Genomic DNA, 17,852 nt, shown 5'->3' with positions numbered 1-17,852 from the left:
AAAACGTGGCGAATATTACGCCGATCTTGCGAAAAACGCAAGTTAAACTGAGATTTGGTACCGAGGACGGGACTTGAACCCGTAAGCCCTTTCGAGCACTACCACCTCAAGGTAGCGTGTCTACCAATTTCACCACCTCGGTACTGCACTGGACGGCGACGTTGCACTGTCGCACTACAAGCGTTGACGATATTACTGCGGGATATCATTGCCCGGCGTAGCGGTTTAGCTGGCTGAGTCTGCTGTTCAGACTGAGCTGGCGCAGTGAGGTTTTCCCACTCGCTTCCTTTGGAAGTCTTGTTACTGTTCAGATTGCCAAGAATCAGACTGATAATGAAGAACAGCGTAGCCAGTACCGCAGTCATGCGAGTCATAAAGTTGCCAGACCCGTTTGAACCGAACAGCGTACCAGAAGCGCCTGCACCGAATGAGGCTCCCATATCAGCGCCTTTGCCTTGCTGCAGCATGATCAGACCAACAAGGCCAATCGCTACAATAAGGAAAACAACTAACAGAGCTTCGTACATAATCAACCTGTTTCCTTGCGCGCATCCGCACAGTTAAAGCTTCACCAATATTGACGGGGATTATCGTCATCACCCATCAGAAGCGGGTGTGAATACTAACCAATGGCGCATACCTCTGCAAGTGCAATTTGCGCGAAGTTTTCGATTGGAGAAAAAAGCGCCATCACGGTGATTTTACAGGCGGAAAGAGGTGATCTTACCGCCCGTATAATGTTAAACCGCTTTCACTGCGTCAGCGATTCTGTGGGCCAGCGCGTTCACCTGCTCCGCCTCTTCACCCTCAACCATCACGCGAATCAGCGGCTCGGTGCCAGATTTACGCAACAGGACGCGCCCGCGCCCGGCCAGCGTTTTTTCCGCTTCGGCAGCGGCCGATTTCACCGCCTCGCTCTCCAGCGGATCATGGCTGCCGCTGAAGCGCACATTGACCAGTACCTGCGGCAGCATCTTCATGCCGCTGCACAGGTCGTGCAGGCTCATGTGGTTACGCACAATTGCAGTAAGCACTTGCAAACTTGCCACGATGCCATCACCGGTGCTGATTTTATCCAGCAGGATCACATGGCCGGAGTTCTCCGCCCCCATGCGCCAGCCCTTCTCCTGCATCTTCTCCAGCACGTAGCGGTCGCCCACTTTGGCGCGGGTAAACGGAATCCCCAGCTGTTTCAGCGCCAGCTCCAGACCCATGTTACTCATCAGCGTACCGACGACGCCGCCGCGCAGCTGGCCCTGACGCAGCGCTTCGCGCGCAATGATATACAGAATCTGATCGCCATCCACTTTCTGGCCAAGATGGTCAACCATCATGATGCGGTCGCCATCGCCGTCGTAGGCCAGGCCCAGATCGGCTTTTTCTGCCAGCACGCGCTGCTGCAGCTGACGCAGATCGGTTGCGCCGCACTCTTTATTGATGTTCATGCCATCGGGCTGCACGCCAATCGCGATCACGCTGGCACCCAGCTCACGCAGCACATTCGGCGCAATGTGATAGGTTGCGCCGTTCGCGCAATCCACCACAATTTTCAGACCGTTCAGGCTCAGTTCGCCCGGGAATGTGCCTTTGCAGAACTCGATATAGCGGCCTGCTGCGTCGACGATACGGCTGGCGCGGCCGAGTTCCGATGACTCCACGCAGGTCAGCGGCTTCTCCAGCTCCAGCTCAATGGCGGCCTCTACGTCATCCGGCAGCTTGGTGCCCTCTGCGGAGAAGAATTTGATGCCATTATCATCGAACGGATTGTGCGAGGCCGAGATCACAATACCCGCTTCGGCACGGAAGGTGCGCGTCAGGTAAGCAATGGCCGGCGTCGGCATCGGACCGGTAAACGCAGCTGACAGACCCGCCGCGGCCAGGCCCGCCTCCAGCGCCGACTCGAGCATATAGCCAGAGATACGCGTATCTTTACCAATCAATACTTTTCTGGAGCCAGAACGTGCCAGCACTTTCCCGGCGGCAAAACCCAGCTTCAGAACAAAATCCGGGGTGATTGGCGCTTCGCCGACTTTGCCGCGAATACCATCTGTACCGAAATATTTACGCTCACTCATGCCTGTTATCCTTTTGCTCTCCGTGTCGCCTCAACGATGCGCATCGCCTCAACGGTCTCTTTTACATCATGCACGCGAATGATTTGTGCGCCCTGCATCGCAGCAATGACCGCGCAGCTCAGGCTTCCGGTCAGGCGCTGTGCCGGGCCGACGTTTAACAACTGCCCAATCATTGATTTACGCGACATCCCTACCAGCAGCGGTAAGCCGTGATGATGGAAATGGCTTAATCGGGCCAGCAGTTCATAATTGTGGCTGAGATTTTTACCGAAACCGAAGCCTGGGTCGAGCAGCAGATTATCTTTTTTGATACCGGCCGCTTCACAGCGTGCAATCTGCGCTGCGAAGTAAGCATCCACTTCAGTCACGATATCCTGATATTGGGGTGCCTGCTGCATTGTGCGCGGCTCACCCTGCATGTGCATCAGGCACACCGGTAATCCGCTTTCTGCAGCCGCCTCTAAGGCGCCCGGCTCGGCAAGCGATCGGATATCGTTAATGATGTGAGCGCCCACTCGCGCGGCTTCGCGAATCACCGCAGCTTTGGACGTATCAACCGAGATCCACACTTCAAAACGTTGGGCTATCGCTTCCACTACCGGAATAACCCGCGCCAGCTCCTCTTCAACGCTCACTTCCTCTGCGCCCGGTCGCGTTGACTCACCTCCCACATCAATAATGGTCGCCCCGGCATTCACCATCTCATTGGTGTGCGTCAGCGCGTCGACCAGCGTGTTGTGGCTTCCACCATCGGAGAAGGAGTCCGGCGTGACATTCAAAATACCCATCACATGGGGAAACGACAGATCGAGATGGGAATCACGGGCGTACAACTTCATGGCGGGCATCTCCCTGATAAATTACTGGATAGTGAAATGTAAAAAACCCCGGACCGGCCGGGGTTTTTATTGAGGTGAAAACCTCTTATTTATCGAACTGTTCCGACATCGTATTGCCCGGGTTCGGCGTGCGCGGTTCATCAACCGGACGCGGCGCCTTTGGCGTGCCGTTACTGTCAGAGTTGTTGCTGCCTGGATCTTCCCAGCCAGCTGGCGGACGCACTTCGCGACGCGCCATCAGGTCATCGATCTGCGGTGCATCAATGGTTTCATACTTCATCAGCGCGTCTTTCATCGCGTGAAGGATGTCCATGTTCTCACCCAGAATCTTACGTGCACGCTGATAGTTGCTATCGATAAGGTGTTTAACTTCCTGATCGATGATGCGTGCCGTTTCATCTGACATATGCTTGGCTTTCGCCACCGAGCGGCCGAGGAACACCTCGCCGTCCTCTTCTGCATACAGCAGCGGACCCAGTTTCTCCGAGAAGCCCCACTGCGTCACCATGTTACGCGCCAGATTGGTCGCCACTTTGATGTCGTTGGAAGCACCGGTAGACACGTGCTCGACGCCGTAGATGATCTCTTCAGCCAGACGACCGCCATAAAGCGTTGAAATCTGGCTCTCCAGCTTCTGACGGCTGGCGCTGATAGCGTCGCCCTCAGGCAGGAAGAAGGTTACACCCAGCGCGCGGCCGCGAGGAATAATTGTCACTTTGTGCACCGGATCGTGCTCCGGCACCAGACGACCAATAATCGCGTGGCCCGCTTCGTGATACGCGGTGGACTCTTTCTGCGCTTCTGTCATCACCATGGAGCGACGTTCCGCACCCATCATGATTTTATCTTTCGCTTTTTCGAACTCTACCATCGAGACCACACGCTTGTTACCGCGCGCGGCAAACAGTGCAGCTTCGTTGACCAGGTTCGCCAGGTCCGCACCGGAGAAGCCCGGGGTACCACGCGCGATGATCGCCGCATCAATGTCGGTAGCCAGCGGCACGCGACGCATATGCACTTTCAGGATCTGTTCGCGGCCACGGACATCTGGCAGGCCAACCACAACCTGACGGTCAAAACGGCCTGGACGCAGTAGCGCCGGGTCAAGCACGTCCGGACGGTTCGTCGCGGCGATGACGATAATGCCTTCATTACCTTCGAAGCCATCCATCTCCACCAGCATCTGGTTCAGGGTCTGCTCACGCTCATCGTGACCACCGCCTAAACCGGCGCCACGCTGACGCCCCACCGCATCGATCTCATCGATGAAGATGATGCACGGAGCCGCTTTCTTCGCCTGCTCGAACATGTCACGCACACGTGATGCGCCCACACCCACGAACATCTCAACGAAGTCAGAACCAGAGATGGTAAAGAACGGCACTTTCGCTTCGCCGGCGATCGCTTTCGCCAGCAGCGTTTTACCGGTTCCCGGCGGGCCCACCATCAGCACGCCTTTCGGAATCTTACCGCCCAGCTTCTGGAAACGGCTCGGTTCGCGCAGATATTCAACCAGCTCACCCACTTCCTCTTTCGCTTCATCACAGCCAGCGACGTCGGCAAACGTGGTTTTGATCTGGTCTTCGGTCAGCATGCGGGCTTTACTCTTGCCGAAGGACATCGCGCCCTTACCGCCGCCGCCCTGCATCTGCCGCATAAAGAAGATCCATACACCAATCAACAGCAGCATCGGGAACCAGGAGATGAAGATTGAAGCCAGCAGGCTTGGCTCTTCTGGTGGTTCGCCAACGACTTTAACGTTTTTGGTCAACAGGTTATCGAGTAACTTGGGATCGTTGACAGGAATGTAGGTCGTGTATTTGTTACTGTCTTTTTTGACAACGTTAATCTCACGCCCGTTAATACGTGCCTCGCGGACCTGATCCTGGTTCACTTCCGACAGGAAGGTTGAATAATCAACCCTACGGCCATTCGACTCGCTGGGCCCAAAGCTCTGGAAGACAGACATCAGCACGACCGCGATGACTAACCAGAGAATCAGGTTTTTCGCCATGTCACTCAAGGGATTAACCTCATATTACAACGGTGTTAACAGACAGCGTAGGGTACTATATATCCTTCATGTCTGGAATCGCGGCGCTGATGATTTTACTTGTTTACCCTGAAACTCAGAATGAGTCCGCAGCGTTCACGCATTGGTCGCCTTGCTTTGATCCCGACAATGTGGCTATAGTTTGCGCCCTGTCGCCACAATGTACACTTCGCGCGAACGTAATCGCGAAGCGTCCGGCTTACGAATTTTCACTTTCGTAAACAGGGAGCGAATTTCCCGCAGGTATTCATCGAAGCCATCTCCCTGAAACACTTTCACTACAAAACTGCCGCCTGGTGCCAGTACATCCCGACACATTTCCAGCGCCAGTTCAACTAAATACATTGAGCGTGGAATATCAACCGCGGGGGTACCGCTCATGTTCGGGGCCATATCCGACATCACAACCTGCACTTTCTGGTCGCCTACGCGCTCCAGTAAGGCTTTCAGCACGGCTTCATCGCGGAAGTCACCCTGCATAAAGTCCACGCCGACAATCGGATCCATCGGCAGCAGATCGCAGGCAATAACACGACCACTTGATCCAATCTGTTGTACCACATATTGTGACCAGCCGCCCGGCGCAGCGCCCAAATCGACAACGGTCATGCCGGGTTTGAAGAGCTTGTCACCCTGCTGAATTTCATCAAGTTTAAACCAGGCGCGCGAACGCAACCCTTTTTTCTGTGCCTGGAGCACATATTTATCGCTAAAGTGTTCCTGAAGCCAGCGACTGGAACTGGCCGAACGCTTTTTACCCGTCATAATATTTCCAGTTAAATCGTCATCGTAGCGATAAATCAGCACGCATTGGGTCGCGTTGATTTGGCGATACACTCGAGATGGCGGTAGAATGAACCGTTTTCAATCCCTGAGTAAGCAAATAATACGATGAATCTGAGTACCAAACAAAAACAGCACCTGAAAGCCCTCGCCCATCCCCTGAAACCGGTTGTCATGATCGGTGGCAATGGCCTGACCGAAGGCGTGCTCGCCGAGATCGAACTGGCGCTCGAGCATCACGAATTGATCAAGGTAAAAATTGCCGCGGAAGATCGTGAAACTAAGTTGCTGATCGTCGAAGCAATTGTGCGTGAAACCAACGCGAGCAACGTGCAGGTTATCGGCAATATGCTGGTGCTGTATCGTCCTGCCAAAGAGCGCAAAATTACTCTGCCACGTTAACCGAACCGCGCAAGCGGATTTAACGGGCAGAGAAAGTGCCATGCTCCCGCATGGGATAAAAGGCCGCAGCGCGGCCTTTTTCCTTTCTTTACAATATGCCGCGATCTATTTCAAAGCGTAGCAATATCTTAGATGTATTCCACTTTCAGCACTTCATACTCGACGTCGCCGCCCGGCGTTTTAACGATAGCCACATCATCCGCCTCTTTTCCAACCAGACCGCGCGCCATCGGTGAATTCACTGAGATCAGGTTTTGCTTAAAGTCCGCTTCGTCATCACCTACGATGCGGTAGGTGAACTCTTCGTCGGTATCGACGTTCAGTACCGTCACCGTCGCGCCAAAAATCACGCGGCCGGTCTTCGGCATAGCGGTAACATCGATCACCTGCGCATTAGAGAGTTTGGCTTCAATCTCCTGAATACGCCCTTCGCAGAATCCCTGCTCTTCACGTGCAGCATGGTACTCCGCATTCTCTTTCAGGTCGCCGTGCTCGCGGGCGTCGGCGATGGAGGCGATGATGCGTGGACGCTTCACGGTTTTCAGTTCGTTCAGCTCTTCACGCAGCTTCTCAGCGCCTTTCAACGTCATCGGAATCTGATTCATTTTTGGCTCCTCGTCATCTATCCTGGGTAACGGCGTCATCCTGACCGGTGACAGCAGAAAACAGCTTCTGCGGCGCGTAACCTCTTTTCACAAGCAAAAGAAGCCTGACCCGGAAAGCTTTCCGGGTCAGGTTCGGTTTTGCATTTTGATACGTATTTTACCCCAGAGTTCCCTGTGGGTCATCGTTTACTTTGCACCGTCCGGGGACGTAGTATTGACGCCTTCACCCGTCAGTTACCGCGAGATTATGCGATTTTCACGACTTGTTACCGGATTAACCTGTGCGTTTATGCTGCAGGCACAAGCAGCTCCCGTTGAAGAATACATGCAGTATTTGCCAGACGGCGCAAACCTGGCGCTGATGGTACAGAAAGTGGGCGCATCAACCCCGATAATCGACTATCACGGCAAACAGATGGCGTTGCCGGCCAGTACCATGAAGGTGATCACTGCGCTGGCGGCCCTGCTGGAGCTGGGGCCGGACTTCCGCTTCCAGACCACGCTGGAGACCAAAGGCGCGGTCAGCGACGGCACGCTGAATGGCGATCTGGTGGCGCGTTTTGGCGGCGATCCCACCTTAAGCCGCCAGGATCTGCGCAATATGGTCGCGGCGCTAAAGAAGCAGGGCATCACGCATATCAAAGGCAATCTGGTGATCGATACTTCGGTCTTTGCCAGCCACGATATGGCGCCCGGCTGGCCTTGGAACGATCTGACGCAGTGCTTTAGCGCACCGCCAGGCGCGGCAATTGTAGATAAAAACTGTTTCTCGGTTTCGCTCTACAGCGCCAATACACCGGGCGAAAATGCGTTTGTCCGCATCGCCTCCTACTATCCGGCGCACATGTTCAGCCAGGTGCGCACCCTGGCCCGCAACAGCGGCGACGGACAGTACTGCGAGCTGGATGTCGTCCCCGGTGAACTCAATCGCTACACGCTGACCGGCTGTATGCGCCAGCGTGCCGAACCGCTGCCGCTGGCCTTTGCCGTGCAGGATGGCGCCGCCTGGGCCGGTGAGATCCTTAAAGCCCAGCTGCGGGACGCCGATATTGATTACAGCGGGCACCTGGTGCGCCAGGCGCAGGTCACCTCACCCGGCACGGTGCTGGCCTCCACCCAATCCGCACCGCTGCATAACCTGCTCCATACCATGCTGAAAAAATCGGACAACATGATTGCCGATACCGTTTTCCGCACTATTGGCCATCACTACTTCAATGTGCCGGGGACATTCCGCGCCGGTTCCGATGCGGTGCGCCGCATACTGCGCGAAAAAGCCGGGGTCGATCTCGGTAACAGCATTCAGGTTGATGGATCGGGCCTGTCGCGCCATGATTTGATTTCGCCAGACACTATGATGCAGGTGCTGCAGTACATCGCGAAAAACGATGCAACCCTTAACTACATCTCGATGCTGCCGCTGGGCGGTTATGACGGCACGCTGCAGTATCGCGGCGGGCTGCACGAAGCCGGGCTGGATGGCAAAGTCTCAGCCAAAACCGGTTCACTGCAGGGCGTCTATAATCTGGCTGGGTTCATTACAACGTCGAGCGGCGCGCGTGTAGCCTTTGTCCAGTTCCTCTCCGGCTATGCTGTGCCGCCAGAAGATCAGAAAACGCGTCGTATTCCGCTGGTGCGCTTTGAGAGCCGCCTCTACACGGACATTAACAAAAACAACTAATGAAACTGTTGATTGTTGAAGATGATGCGCTGCTGCAGTCCGGCCTGATGCAGGCGTTAAGCGGGCAAGGCTATGCGGTGGACTGCGCCAGTACGGCAGCTGAGAGCGAGGCGCTGTTGCGCAGCGGGCAGTACAGCTTGATCGTGCTGGATCTTGGCCTGCCGGATCGCGATGGCGCGGCGTTGCTGCGTCAATGGCGGCGCGACGGCATCGCCATCCCGGTGCTGATTCTGACCGCACGCGATGCTTTAGAAGATCGCGTGAGCGGACTGGACGCCGGCGCGGACGACTATCTGGTGAAACCCTTTGCGCTGGCTGAGCTACAGGCGCGCGCGCGGGCGCTGATTCGTCGCTATCAGGGCCACAGCGACAACCTGCTGCAACAGGGCGATCTGACGCTCAACCTCAGCTCACAACAGGTTTTGCTGGAGAACCGGCCGCTGGAGATCACCCCCAAAGAGTTCGCGCTGCTGACGCGCCTGCTGATGCGCGTCGGGCAGAACGTGCACCGTGAAACGCTGCAGCAGGATCTCTATAGCTGGAACGACGATCCCGGCTCCAATACCTTAGAAGTGCACATCCATAATCTGCGCCGCAAGCTGGGGAAAGATCGCATCAAAACCGTGCGCGGCGTTGGCTACCGGCTGGAGCTGCGCGAATGAACAGCATGCGTCAGCGGTTACTGATTATGCTGGCGCTGATTCTCCTCACCTGCCAGGTGATGAGCGCCATCTGGCTGTGGCACGAGAGCCGCGAGCAGATTAGCTTTCTGGTCAACGAAACCCTCTCAGCACAGGCGCGTAACGATCGCGTTGAGAATGAGATCCGCGAAGCTATCGCCTCACTGCTGCTGCCTTCGCTGGTGATGGTCTGCCTGACGCTACTGCTCTCCTTCTGGGCGATTACCTGGATCATTCGTCCGCTGAAATCCTTACAGAACAGCCTGGCGCACCGCTCCGCCGATAATCTTACGCCGCTGCCGGTCTACTCCGAGATGGATGAGATTGTCGCTGTCACCTCATCAATTAATCAGCTCTTCTCCCGCCTCGACCATACGCTTCAGCAGGAGCGCCTGTTTACCGCCGATGCCGCACACGAGCTGCGCACGCCGCTGGCCGGTTTGCGCCTGCATCTGGAGCTACTGCATCAGCAGCAGGTCCCGCAGAGCGCCATGCTGATTGAGCGCATCGACCAACTTATGCATACCGTAGAGCAACTGCTGATGCTGTCGCGTGCCGGACAGGCGCTGGCCGGTGGGCACTATCAGCAGCTGCGGTGGCAACAGGACATCATGCAGCCGCTGGAACCTGAGATGGCCGAGCTCTGCGCGCAGCGCCAGCAACACGTGCACTGGCCAGTCAGCGAAGATGTTCCGCAGCAGGGTGAAGCGGTGTTACTGCGCCTGATGTTACGTAACCTGCTGGAGAATGCATCACGCTACAGCCCGGAAGGGAGCGAAGTGACGGTCAGGCTGCAGCAGGATAAACAGCAGGTGATTGTGGAAGTGTGGGATCAGGGGCCGGGGATTGATGCCGATGCGGCAGAGGAGTTAACGCAGGCGTTCCGGCGGCGCGATCAGCGCTACGGCGGCAGCGGACTGGGCCTGAACATCGTGCTGCGCATTATCCAGATGCATCGCGGCCGGCTGGAGCTGGTGAATCGGGAAGATCGCAGCGGACTGATTGCCCGCTGCGTATTGCCTTCTCAACTCAATGGCTAATGCGCCTTAAAAATGCGTATTGAGGCTCATGTAGTAAGTACGACCTGATTCGTTATAGGTATTCGCCCCTGCGCCGTAGAGGTAAGCACCGGTAGTGGCATTGCCGGTGGTTTGTGCATTGCCTTCACGGAAGTGACGCTTATCGAACAGGTTGTCGATACCGAGGGTGACGCTGGCGTACTTGTTGATATCGTACGTGCCGCTCAGGCCGAGGATCGAGTAAGGCGCGACTTTATCGGTCGCGCTGCCCGTCACCGGCTGGCCTTTATAGTCATACTTCTTCGGCGTCTGGGTGCCGTACCACGTCAGGGTCGTTTGCAGTGACAGATCCTGCGTTGCCTGCCAGCTCAGCGTCGAGTTCAGCGTGTACTCAGGAATGATCGACAGACGATCGCCGGTCTCTTTGTTCTTGCTCTGCAGCATGTAGGTGAAGTTGTTATTCCACATCACGCTATCCGAGAACGGTACATTGACCGTACCCTCCAGCCCTTCCACGACCGCTTTTGGCACGTTCTCCCACTTGTAGATATCCGTGGTGCCGTTTGATGCCTTGCTCACCGGGCCGTAACCCGCTTCGATCTTGTTGCGGTAGTCGTTGCGGAACCAGGTCAGACCGGCCTGGTAACCTTCATGTTTCCACTCAAGTCCAATCTCTTTGTTAACGCTGTTCTCCGCTTTAAGATCTCTGTTGCCCTGCAGGTAGCAGGCGCCGGTACTGGCGGCGCAGCCCTGACCGTTGCTGTACAGCAGATAGTTCGGGTTGGTCTGGTACAGGCTTGGGGCTTTATACGCGCGGCCAATGCCCATCTTCAGCGTGAAGTCGTCACCCAACCCCTGTGAGAGATTCAGCGACGGGCTCCAGTTGTTGCCCACAATAGAGTGATGATCGAAGCGCAGGCTCGGCGTCAGCATGGTGCTGTCGGTCAGCTCCATGTTGTCTTCGGCGAACAGGGAGAAAATTTCCGCCTTCGCGTAAGGGCTGCGGCCGGTGCTGTCGATACCCGGCACCGAGCCGTTGCTTGCCGCCTGCGTAGTGGACGACGGATCTTTCATCCGCTGCTGGTTCCACTCGGTACCCAGCGTGGCGGTCTGGTTAAAGCCCAGCTCAAATGGAATGCTGATTTCGCTATGCAGCAGCAGATCGTCGAGCTGGATGGTGTTGAAGCCGCTATTGGAGAAGATCCCTTCGGTGCCCCCCGCCAGCCCCTCGTTGATGCGCGAGTTACGGGTTTTCTCATAACGCGCATAGTTGTTGGTGCTGATGCCGTTATCCCACGCACCGGTCCACTTCAGCGACACGTTCTGACGATACAAACGGTTGGTTTCATCGCCATACAGACTCTGCACCAGCGCATTGGTATTGGTGTTCTGCGTATCGCCGGCATACAGGTTGCCCTGGCGGCTGTAGCCCGCCTGCAGCTCCAGCGTCTGCATCGGCGCAAACGCCCAGCTCAGTAATGCGTTGATGTCTTTATTAACGGAGCCTTCACGCCCGGCCGGATAGCTGCCCGCGTAGCTGCCGGTACGGTCCGCCGCGTGGCCCTGATTGATGTCATACGCATCGGCCTGAGTTTTGGCTAAACCGCCGTAAAGACGAAAATTGAAATCGTCGCCCAGCGGGCCTTCAAGGCTGAAGTTGGTGCGTTTGGTCGCGCCTTCCGCTTTATGCTCCGGCACGTTGTAGTAGGTGTTCCACGAACCGTGCCACTGCCGATCGCTATTTTTTTTCGTGATGATATTTACCACGCCGCCCGCCGCGCCGTTACCGTAGCGCACCGCGGCCGGACCGCGAATCACATCGATGTGGTCGATTATCTCCGGCGGCACCCAGTTGGTATCGCCGCGTGTGTCGCGTTCACCGCGCCAGCCAAGACGCACGGAGTTGCGGCTGGTGATCGGCATGCCATCCACCATGATCAGGGTGTTTTCCGGCCCCATGCCGCGAATATCGATCTGGCGGTTGTTGCCACGCTGGCCGCTGGTGGAGTTGCCGGTCAGGTTCACGCCCGGCATGGTGCGGATGATCTCCGAAACGTCGCGCGCTGGCGGGTGTTTCTTGATCTCATCAGCGGTAATGGTGGACACGCCCGGCGCCTGCAGCGTCTGCTGCCGGGCGGTGACCGTTAAGGTGCCGCCATCCATTGATGCGGCATCCGGTGAAGCGGATTTGCTGGTCGTGCCGGAAGTGTCTGCCGCCCAGGCGCTGCCGGAGAGCAGAGAGGCGCTGAGGCCCAATTCAATCAAAATAGCTACTGACAACCGCGAGTAATTCTTCATTGTTTTCAGTCCTGGATGACCAGTAAACGCGGCAGGCGTCTGACTGGCGAGCCGGTGAGAAGATCCCTGTCCTTATCGCGCAACGTGTCACACCTGGCAGGGCCATCCTTAGCTGAACCCCTGTGGTTTACAGGGCGACAGGCGGAACGTGCGTGCTCATTTTGAGCGCAGTCACCCTATTGCAAATGCAAATAATTATCAATAGTATTACTTATCAATATTATGTAAATCTCCCCGTACAGGGCGACTGGCAAGCCTTATGACCTGGCGAAATAGCAGAACCGGCAGTGAAGCCTGGTGGCAGGAACAGCACGCTCAAGGCATTCCCCGTATTGAACCGCAGCAGGATGGCACCTGTCTGGTGACCTTTTTCTGGCGCGATCCACAAGGTACGGAAACCACCTCCCGCACGCAGCGTGTATGGATCAACATCACCGGCGTGACCGATCACCATCAGCGTCGTCCGCCGCAATCGTTAATGCGCGTAGCCAATAGCGATGTCTGGTACTGGCAAACCACGCTTCCCGCTAACTGGCGCGGCAGCTACTGCCTGATGCCCGATGAGCAGGCGACCGATTTTAGCGGCGAAGCCGACATGCACGCGCTGCGCAGCTGGTGGCGCGACAAATTCCCGACAGCAACGGCCGACCCCCTCAACACGCTGCGCGGCTGGTCGGGCGGACGCGGCATGCGCGTTTCGCCGCTGCATCTGCCCCATGCGCCGGCACAGCAACTCTGGCAGGCGATCGATAACGGCACCGCGCCTGTGATTCCGCTCCTGCAGCATCAGTGGGTAAGTGACCTGCTGGGCAACAGCCGCCGGGTATGGCTGTATGCCACCGGCGAAGCGCACGCCGCCTCACGTCCGCTGGCTATCCTGCTCGACGGGCAGTTCTGGGCCGGCGAGATGCCGGTTGCCGGGCCGCTGCAGCAGCTGACCGATGCCGGCAAGCTGCCGCCGGCGGTCTATCTGTTTATCGATATCATCGATCGCGAGCACCGCAGCCGTGAACTGCCGTGTAACCCGCAGTTCTGGCAGGCCATTCAGCAGGAGCTGCTGCCAGAGATTGCCCGGCTGATGCCCTATCGTCAGCATGCCGGGAGCACGCTCGTCGCCGGGCAGAGCTTCGGCGGCCTGGCGGCGGTGTTTGCCGCCCTGCACTTTCCGCAAACTTTTGGCAACGCGCTGAGCCTGTCTGGCTCCTTCTGGTGGCCGGAACGCGGCAACCCGCATGGCTGGCTGCTTCAGGCGCTGGATAGCGGCCTGGCGCCTGCACATCCGCTGCGTTTCTGGCTGGAAGCCGGCACGCGCGAAGGCCTGATTCTGCAGGCCAACCAACAATTACAACAACAACTTACCGCAGCCGGCTATCAGGTAAATTACCAGCCGGTGGAGGGCGGTCACGATGCGCTCTGCTGGCGCGGTGGCCTGCTCGACGGTTTGCAAGCCTTGTGGCGCAATCCCACCTCATTCATCACGCCCGACGTGAACCGGAACGACAGCGAACTCTCTGATGAACGACACTATGATTGACCAACATACCCTGCCGCTGGTCGCGGCGCAGCCCGGCATCTGGATTGCCGATCAGCTTACGCCGCACCCTAACGCTTATGCGGTCGCGCACTATATTGAACTGCGCGGCGCCATTGATAGCGCCCTGCTGGCACAGGCGATAGTCGCGGGGATGCAGGAAGCCGATACGCTGAACATGGCGTTTGGCGAGATCGACGGCGAACCCCTGCAGTGGCCGCAGCCCCAAATATTCAGCTTGCCGGATGTGGTTGATCTACGCAGCGAACACGATCCTGCCGCGACGGCGCGGGCGCTGATGCGCGACGATATGCAGGGCGATCTGCGCGTACTGAGCGGTGCGCCGCTGTGGCATCATTGTCTCTTCCGCCTCGGTGAGCAGCACTGGTTCTGGTATCAACGCTATCACCATCTGGTGGTTGATGGTTTTAGCTTCACCGCGCTCACGCGCCGCATCGCTAACCTCTACAGCGCGGCAGTACAGCAGCAGGAAGCCGAACCCACGCCGTTTATTCCGTTCAGCGAAGTGGTGGAGGAGTATCAGCGCTACCGGGACTCCACCGCCTGGACGCGTGACGGTGAATTCTGGCGCGCAAAAGGGCAGACCCTGCCGCCACCGGCCTCGCTCTCTCCGCTGCCGCTGGCCGGACAGAGCGCCAGCACCGACCTGCTGCGCCACAGCGTGACGCTCGATCACAGCACCTTCCGGCAGCTGGTGAGCCAGCATCCGCAATCCAGTGCCGCCGATCTGGCCTTTGCGCTGGTAGCACTGTGGCTGGCACGCCTCAGCGGGCAGAACGCCTTCGCTGCAGGCTTTATCTTCATGCGCCGCATCGGCTCCGCTGCGCTGTGCGCCACCGGTCCGGTGATCAACGTGCTGCCTATGGCGGTCGAATACGATCCGGCTCAGCCACTCAGTGTGCTGGCGGCGCAGCTGGCGGGCGAAGTGAAGAGGATGCGCCGCCATCAGCGTTATGACGCTGAGCAGGTGCAGCGCGACCTCGGCCGCCTCGGCGATGGCGATCCGCTCTATGGCCCGGTCATCAATCTTAAGATGTTTGATTACCAGCTGGATTTTGCCGGTATTGAGGGCATTACCCACCAGCTGGCGTCCGGCCCGGTGCGCGACCTGGAGATAGCCATCTATATCAGTGAGCAGGGCGAGCTGACGCTGGAGCTGCTGGCTAACGCCGCCCGCTATAGCGAAGCCACGCTGCTGTGCCACGCCAGCCGCTTCGCCCTGCTGCTGGACCAGCTTGCCGCACAGCCGCAGCGTGCGCTGGGCGAGCTGGATCTGCTGACGCCGCAGGAGCATCAGCAGCTGGCGGCCATCAACCATACTGCGCATCCGGTTCCGGCAGAAACGCTGGCCTCGCTGCTGGCACAGCAGGTGGCGCGTACGCCCGATGCGCCAGCGCTGGCGGACAGCACACATCAGTTAAGCTATCGGCAGATGCAACAGCAAGTGTTCGCACTGGCTGCCGATCTCAGTGCCGCAGGTGTGCAGCGTGGCGATATCGTTGCCGTGGCGCTGCCGCGCTCGGTGCAGCTGTCGCTGGCGCTACAGGCGATTGTGACGCTGGGTGCCGCCTGGCTGCCGCTTGATACCGGCTATCCCAATGACCGCTTACAGCTGATGTTGGATGATGCCGCACCAAAAACGCTGATCACCGCCGCCCGGCTGAGCGACCGTTTCCGCGCCATTACGGCGGTAAACCAGCTGCACCTTGATGCCCTTTATACCCACACGGATGCTCCGCAGCCTGCCAGTGCGCCGACGCCGCAGGATGCGGCCTACATTATCTATACCTCCGGCTCGACCGGCCGGCCGAAAGGGGTACTGGTGGGCCATGAAGCGATCGTTAACCGCCTGCTGTGGATGCAGGATCGCTATCCGCTGCAGGCTGATGATGTGGTGCTGCAGAAAACCCCGAGCAGCTTTGATGTCTCGGTCTGGGAGTTCTTCTGGCCGCTGCTGGTCGGTGCCCGGCTGGTGATGGCGCCGCCGGAGGCGCACCGCGATCCTGAAGCGCTGCAGCACCTGTTTGCGCGCTTTAAAGTGACGACCACGCACTTTGTCCCCTCCATGCTGGCGGCCTTTGTGGCAGCGCTGGATAGCCCGGCGACCATCGCCAGCTGTAGCAGCCTGCGCAACGTCTTCTGCAGCGGCGAGGCGCTGCCAACCGATCTGTCACGGGAATGGGAAAAACTGACCCGGGTGCCGCTGCACAATCTCTATGGTCCGACCGAGGCTGCGGTGGATGTCAGCTGGTATCCGGCGTTTGGCGCAGCGCTGGTAGCGGTTGAAGGGCCAAGTGTGCCAATTGGTTTCCCGGTGTGGAACACCGGTCTGCGCATTCTGGATGCGCAGATGCAGCCGGTGCCGCCTGGCGTGGCGGGCGACCTTTATCTGACCGGCATTCAGCTGGCGCACGGCTATCTGCACCGCCCGGAGCTGACCGCCAGCCGGTTTATCGCCGACCCGTATGCCCCCGGCGAACGCATGTATCTCACCGGCGACGTAGCGCGCTGGCTGGATAATGGCGCGGTCGAATACCTTGGCCGCAGTGACGATCAGCTGAAGATTCGTGGCCAGCGTATTGAGCTGAACGAAATCGATCATGTGCTGTGCGCACAGCCCGGCATTGAGCAGGCGGTGACGCACGCGGTGGTGCTGGGGGATGCAACGACGCAGGGCGATGCCCGTCAGCTGGTGGGCTACGTGGTTGCGCAACAGCCGGTAGAGAGCGAAGCGCTGCGCGCGGCGCTGGCACAGCGCCTGCCGGCCCATATGGTGCCGGTCGCCATCGTTCAGCTTGACGCCTTCCCGTTGAGCAGCAACGGCAAGCTGGATCGCAAGGCGCTGCCCGTACCGCAGACGCACGGCGCCAGCTGCGGACGCGCACCGCATCCGGGACTGGAGAGCCAGCTGGCTGCGGCGTTTTGCCGCCTGCTGGCACGCGACACCCTCAGCGCGCAGGATGACTTTTTCGCCCTCGGCGGCCATTCGCTGCTGGCGATGCGTTTAGCGGCGCAGCTGCGTCGTGAATTACAGCAGCCGGTCTCGGTCGGGCAAATTATGGTGGCCTCGACGGTAGAGAAGCTGGCGGCGCTGCTTGGCGACGCGCAGGCCCATCAGCAGGCCGGATTTGAAGCGCTGCTGCCACTGCGTCAGGGCAGCGGCCCAACGCTGTTCTGCTTCCATCCGGCCTCCGGCTTTGCCTGGCAGTTCAGCACACTGCAGCGTTATCTTGATGCCCGCTGGTCGCTGATAGGGATTCAGTCACCTGATACGCAGGGCCCGCTGAACCAGAGCCAGCATCTGGATGAGGTGTGCGACGCACATCTGCGCACGCTGCGCGAGGTTCAGCCGCACGGCCCTTACTACTTCCTCGGCTATTCGCTCGGCGGTACGCTGGCACAGGGCATCGCCGCACGGCTGGAAGCGGCCGGCGAAACAGTGGCGTTTCTTGGCCTGCTGGATACCTGGCCACCGGAGACCCAGAACTGGGATGAGAAGCGCGGCGAGAACGTCCTCGATCCGGCCGTACTGGATGAGGTAAATCGTGAGCGCGAGCAGTTTATCGCGGCTCAGCGCCATCAGGCCGGTGAAGAGATGCAGGCGATGTTCGACAGCATTGAAGCCAACTACGCCAGTTCGGTGCGTTTGCTGGCCACTGCACGCAGCGCGCATTTTTCGGGGCGCGCCACGCTGTTCCTTGCGCAGCAGACGCAGCAGCCGGGCCAGGATGCACGCCGCGCCTGGGCGCCCTGGGTGGGCGAGCTGGAGGTCTACCCGCTGGACTGCGCGCACGTGGAGATTATTTCACCGCGAATGTTTGAGCAGATCGGTCCGCTGTTACGGCAGATTCTGGGGTGAGTTTCG

The 17,852-nt window shown here is 58.5% G+C and carries 12 protein-coding genes, 1 tRNA gene and 1 pseudogene; 6 read left to right on the top strand and 8 right to left on the bottom strand.

Going from position 1 to position 17,852, the window contains the following annotated elements; translation table 11 throughout:
- Positions 1 to 55 precede the first annotated feature (55 nt).
- The 6 genes and pseudogenes from HA48_RS07840 to rlmE all read right to left on the bottom strand — a co-directional run bounded on the left by HA48_RS07840 (position 56) and on the right by rlmE (position 5,732).
- Positions 56 to 142 (bottom strand) — tRNA-Leu (locus HA48_RS07840).
- Positions 143 to 192: 50 nt separating this feature from the next.
- Positions 193 to 527 (bottom strand): annotated as a pseudogene (gene secG, locus HA48_RS07835) (preprotein translocase subunit SecG).
- A gap of 213 nt (positions 528 to 740) precedes the next feature.
- Positions 741 to 2,075 (bottom strand): phosphoglucosamine mutase, encoded by a 1,335-nt coding sequence (gene glmM / locus HA48_RS07830; RefSeq protein WP_128600517.1) that lies wholly within the window; start codon positions 2,073 to 2,075, stop codon positions 741 to 743.
- Between the two features lie 5 nt (positions 2,076 to 2,080).
- Positions 2,081 to 2,914, bottom strand: a complete 834-nt coding sequence (gene folP / locus HA48_RS07825; protein WP_128600516.1) for a dihydropteroate synthase — start codon at positions 2,912 to 2,914, stop codon at positions 2,081 to 2,083.
- Positions 2,915 to 2,999: 85 nt separating this feature from the next.
- Positions 3,000 to 4,928 carry an ATP-dependent zinc metalloprotease FtsH gene (ftsH, locus tag HA48_RS07820; RefSeq protein ID WP_128600515.1) on the bottom strand — a complete coding sequence of 643 codons (1,929 nt, stop codon included), beginning with the start codon at positions 4,926 to 4,928 and terminating at the stop codon, positions 3,000 to 3,002.
- 174 nt (positions 4,929 to 5,102) lie between these two features.
- Positions 5,103 to 5,732 carry a 23S rRNA (uridine(2552)-2'-O)-methyltransferase RlmE gene (gene rlmE, locus HA48_RS07815; protein ID WP_128600514.1) on the bottom strand — a complete coding sequence of 210 codons (630 nt, stop codon included), beginning with the start codon at positions 5,730 to 5,732 and terminating at the stop codon, positions 5,103 to 5,105.
- 126 nt (positions 5,733 to 5,858) lie between these two features.
- Here rlmE and yhbY point away from each other — a divergent pair, with 126 nt between their 5' ends.
- Complete coding sequence (gene yhbY / locus HA48_RS07810) at positions 5,859 to 6,152, top strand: ribosome assembly RNA-binding protein YhbY (protein ID WP_128600513.1); 294 nt, start codon at positions 5,859 to 5,861, stop codon at positions 6,150 to 6,152.
- Between the two features lie 128 nt (positions 6,153 to 6,280).
- Here yhbY and greA read toward each other — a convergent pair whose 3' ends face one another.
- The gene (greA, locus tag HA48_RS07805) at positions 6,281 to 6,757 is read right to left on the bottom strand and encodes a transcription elongation factor GreA (RefSeq protein ID WP_128600512.1); all 477 of its coding nucleotides are present in this window, start codon (positions 6,755 to 6,757) and stop codon (positions 6,281 to 6,283) included.
- A gap of 247 nt (positions 6,758 to 7,004) precedes the next feature.
- Between greA and dacB the strand changes: the two genes are divergently transcribed.
- Genes dacB through pmrB form a run of 3 tightly spaced genes read left to right on the top strand, consistent with a single transcriptional unit; the run spans position 7,005 to position 10,158 of the window.
- Complete coding sequence (dacB, locus tag HA48_RS07800) at positions 7,005 to 8,438, top strand: serine-type D-Ala-D-Ala carboxypeptidase (protein WP_128600518.1); 1,434 nt, start codon at positions 7,005 to 7,007, stop codon at positions 8,436 to 8,438.
- Positions 8,438 to 9,100, top strand: coding sequence for a two-component system response regulator PmrA (gene pmrA / locus HA48_RS07795; RefSeq protein WP_128600511.1), 663 nt, complete (start codon positions 8,438 to 8,440; stop codon positions 9,098 to 9,100). The genes dacB and pmrA overlap by 1 nt, the downstream gene beginning before the upstream one ends.
- Positions 9,097 to 10,158: a two-component system sensor histidine kinase PmrB gene (gene pmrB, locus HA48_RS07790; RefSeq protein WP_128600510.1), complete on the top strand. Its 1,062-nt coding sequence runs from the start codon at positions 9,097 to 9,099 to the stop codon at positions 10,156 to 10,158. The genes pmrA and pmrB overlap by 4 nt, the downstream gene beginning before the upstream one ends.
- Before the next feature lie 6 nt (positions 10,159 to 10,164).
- On the opposite strand, the gene HA48_RS07785 is transcribed toward pmrB, so the two are convergent.
- Positions 10,165 to 12,435, bottom strand: a complete 2,271-nt coding sequence (locus HA48_RS07785; protein ID WP_128600509.1) for a TonB-dependent siderophore receptor — start codon at positions 12,433 to 12,435, stop codon at positions 10,165 to 10,167.
- Between the two features lie 259 nt (positions 12,436 to 12,694).
- On the opposite strand from HA48_RS07785, the gene fes reads away from it, so the two are divergent.
- Positions 12,695 to 13,969 (top strand): enterochelin esterase, encoded by a 1,275-nt coding sequence (gene fes, locus HA48_RS07780; RefSeq protein WP_128600508.1) that lies wholly within the window; start codon positions 12,695 to 12,697, stop codon positions 13,967 to 13,969.
- Positions 13,962 to 17,846, top strand: coding sequence for an enterobactin synthase subunit F (locus HA48_RS07775; protein ID WP_244182815.1), 3,885 nt, complete (start codon positions 13,962 to 13,964; stop codon positions 17,844 to 17,846). The genes fes and HA48_RS07775 overlap by 8 nt, the downstream gene beginning before the upstream one ends.
- Positions 17,847 to 17,852: the final 6 nt, after the last annotated feature.

This window comes from Pantoea wallisii (assembly GCF_002095485.1).
In the GTDB taxonomy this organism is placed as follows: domain Bacteria; phylum Pseudomonadota; class Gammaproteobacteria; order Enterobacterales; family Enterobacteriaceae; genus Pantoea; species Pantoea wallisii.
This window is presented reverse-complemented; position numbering and strand designations above follow the sequence as displayed.

What these genes read in the sequence shown, in the direction of transcription:
- rlmE (WP_128600514.1), bottom strand. Translation starts at nt 5,732, where the DNA reads ATGACGGGTAAAAAGCGTTCGGCCAGTTCCAGTCGCTGGCTTCAGGAA.
- greA (WP_128600512.1), bottom strand. Translation starts at nt 6,757, where the DNA reads ATGAATCAGATTCCGATGACGTTGAAAGGCGCTGAGAAGCTGCGTGAA.
- fes (WP_128600508.1), top strand. Translation starts at nt 12,695, where the DNA reads ATGACCTGGCGAAATAGCAGAACCGGCAGTGAAGCCTGGTGGCAGGAA.
- ftsH (WP_128600515.1), bottom strand. Translation starts at nt 4,928, where the DNA reads ATGGCGAAAAACCTGATTCTCTGGTTAGTCATCGCGGTCGTGCTGATG.
- glmM (WP_128600517.1), bottom strand. Translation starts at nt 2,075, where the DNA reads ATGAGTGAGCGTAAATATTTCGGTACAGATGGTATTCGCGGCAAAGTC.
- pmrA (WP_128600511.1), top strand. Translation starts at nt 8,438, where the DNA reads ATGAAACTGTTGATTGTTGAAGATGATGCGCTGCTGCAGTCCGGCCTG.
- dacB (WP_128600518.1), top strand. Translation starts at nt 7,005, where the DNA reads ATGCGATTTTCACGACTTGTTACCGGATTAACCTGTGCGTTTATGCTG.
- HA48_RS07785 (WP_128600509.1), bottom strand. Translation starts at nt 12,435, where the DNA reads ATGAAGAATTACTCGCGGTTGTCAGTAGCTATTTTGATTGAATTGGGC.
- folP (WP_128600516.1), bottom strand. Translation starts at nt 2,914, where the DNA reads ATGAAGTTGTACGCCCGTGATTCCCATCTCGATCTGTCGTTTCCCCAT.
- yhbY (WP_128600513.1), top strand. Translation starts at nt 5,859, where the DNA reads ATGAATCTGAGTACCAAACAAAAACAGCACCTGAAAGCCCTCGCCCAT.
- HA48_RS07775 (WP_244182815.1), top strand. Translation starts at nt 13,962, where the DNA reads ATGATTGACCAACATACCCTGCCGCTGGTCGCGGCGCAGCCCGGCATC.
- pmrB (WP_128600510.1), top strand. Translation starts at nt 9,097, where the DNA reads ATGAACAGCATGCGTCAGCGGTTACTGATTATGCTGGCGCTGATTCTC.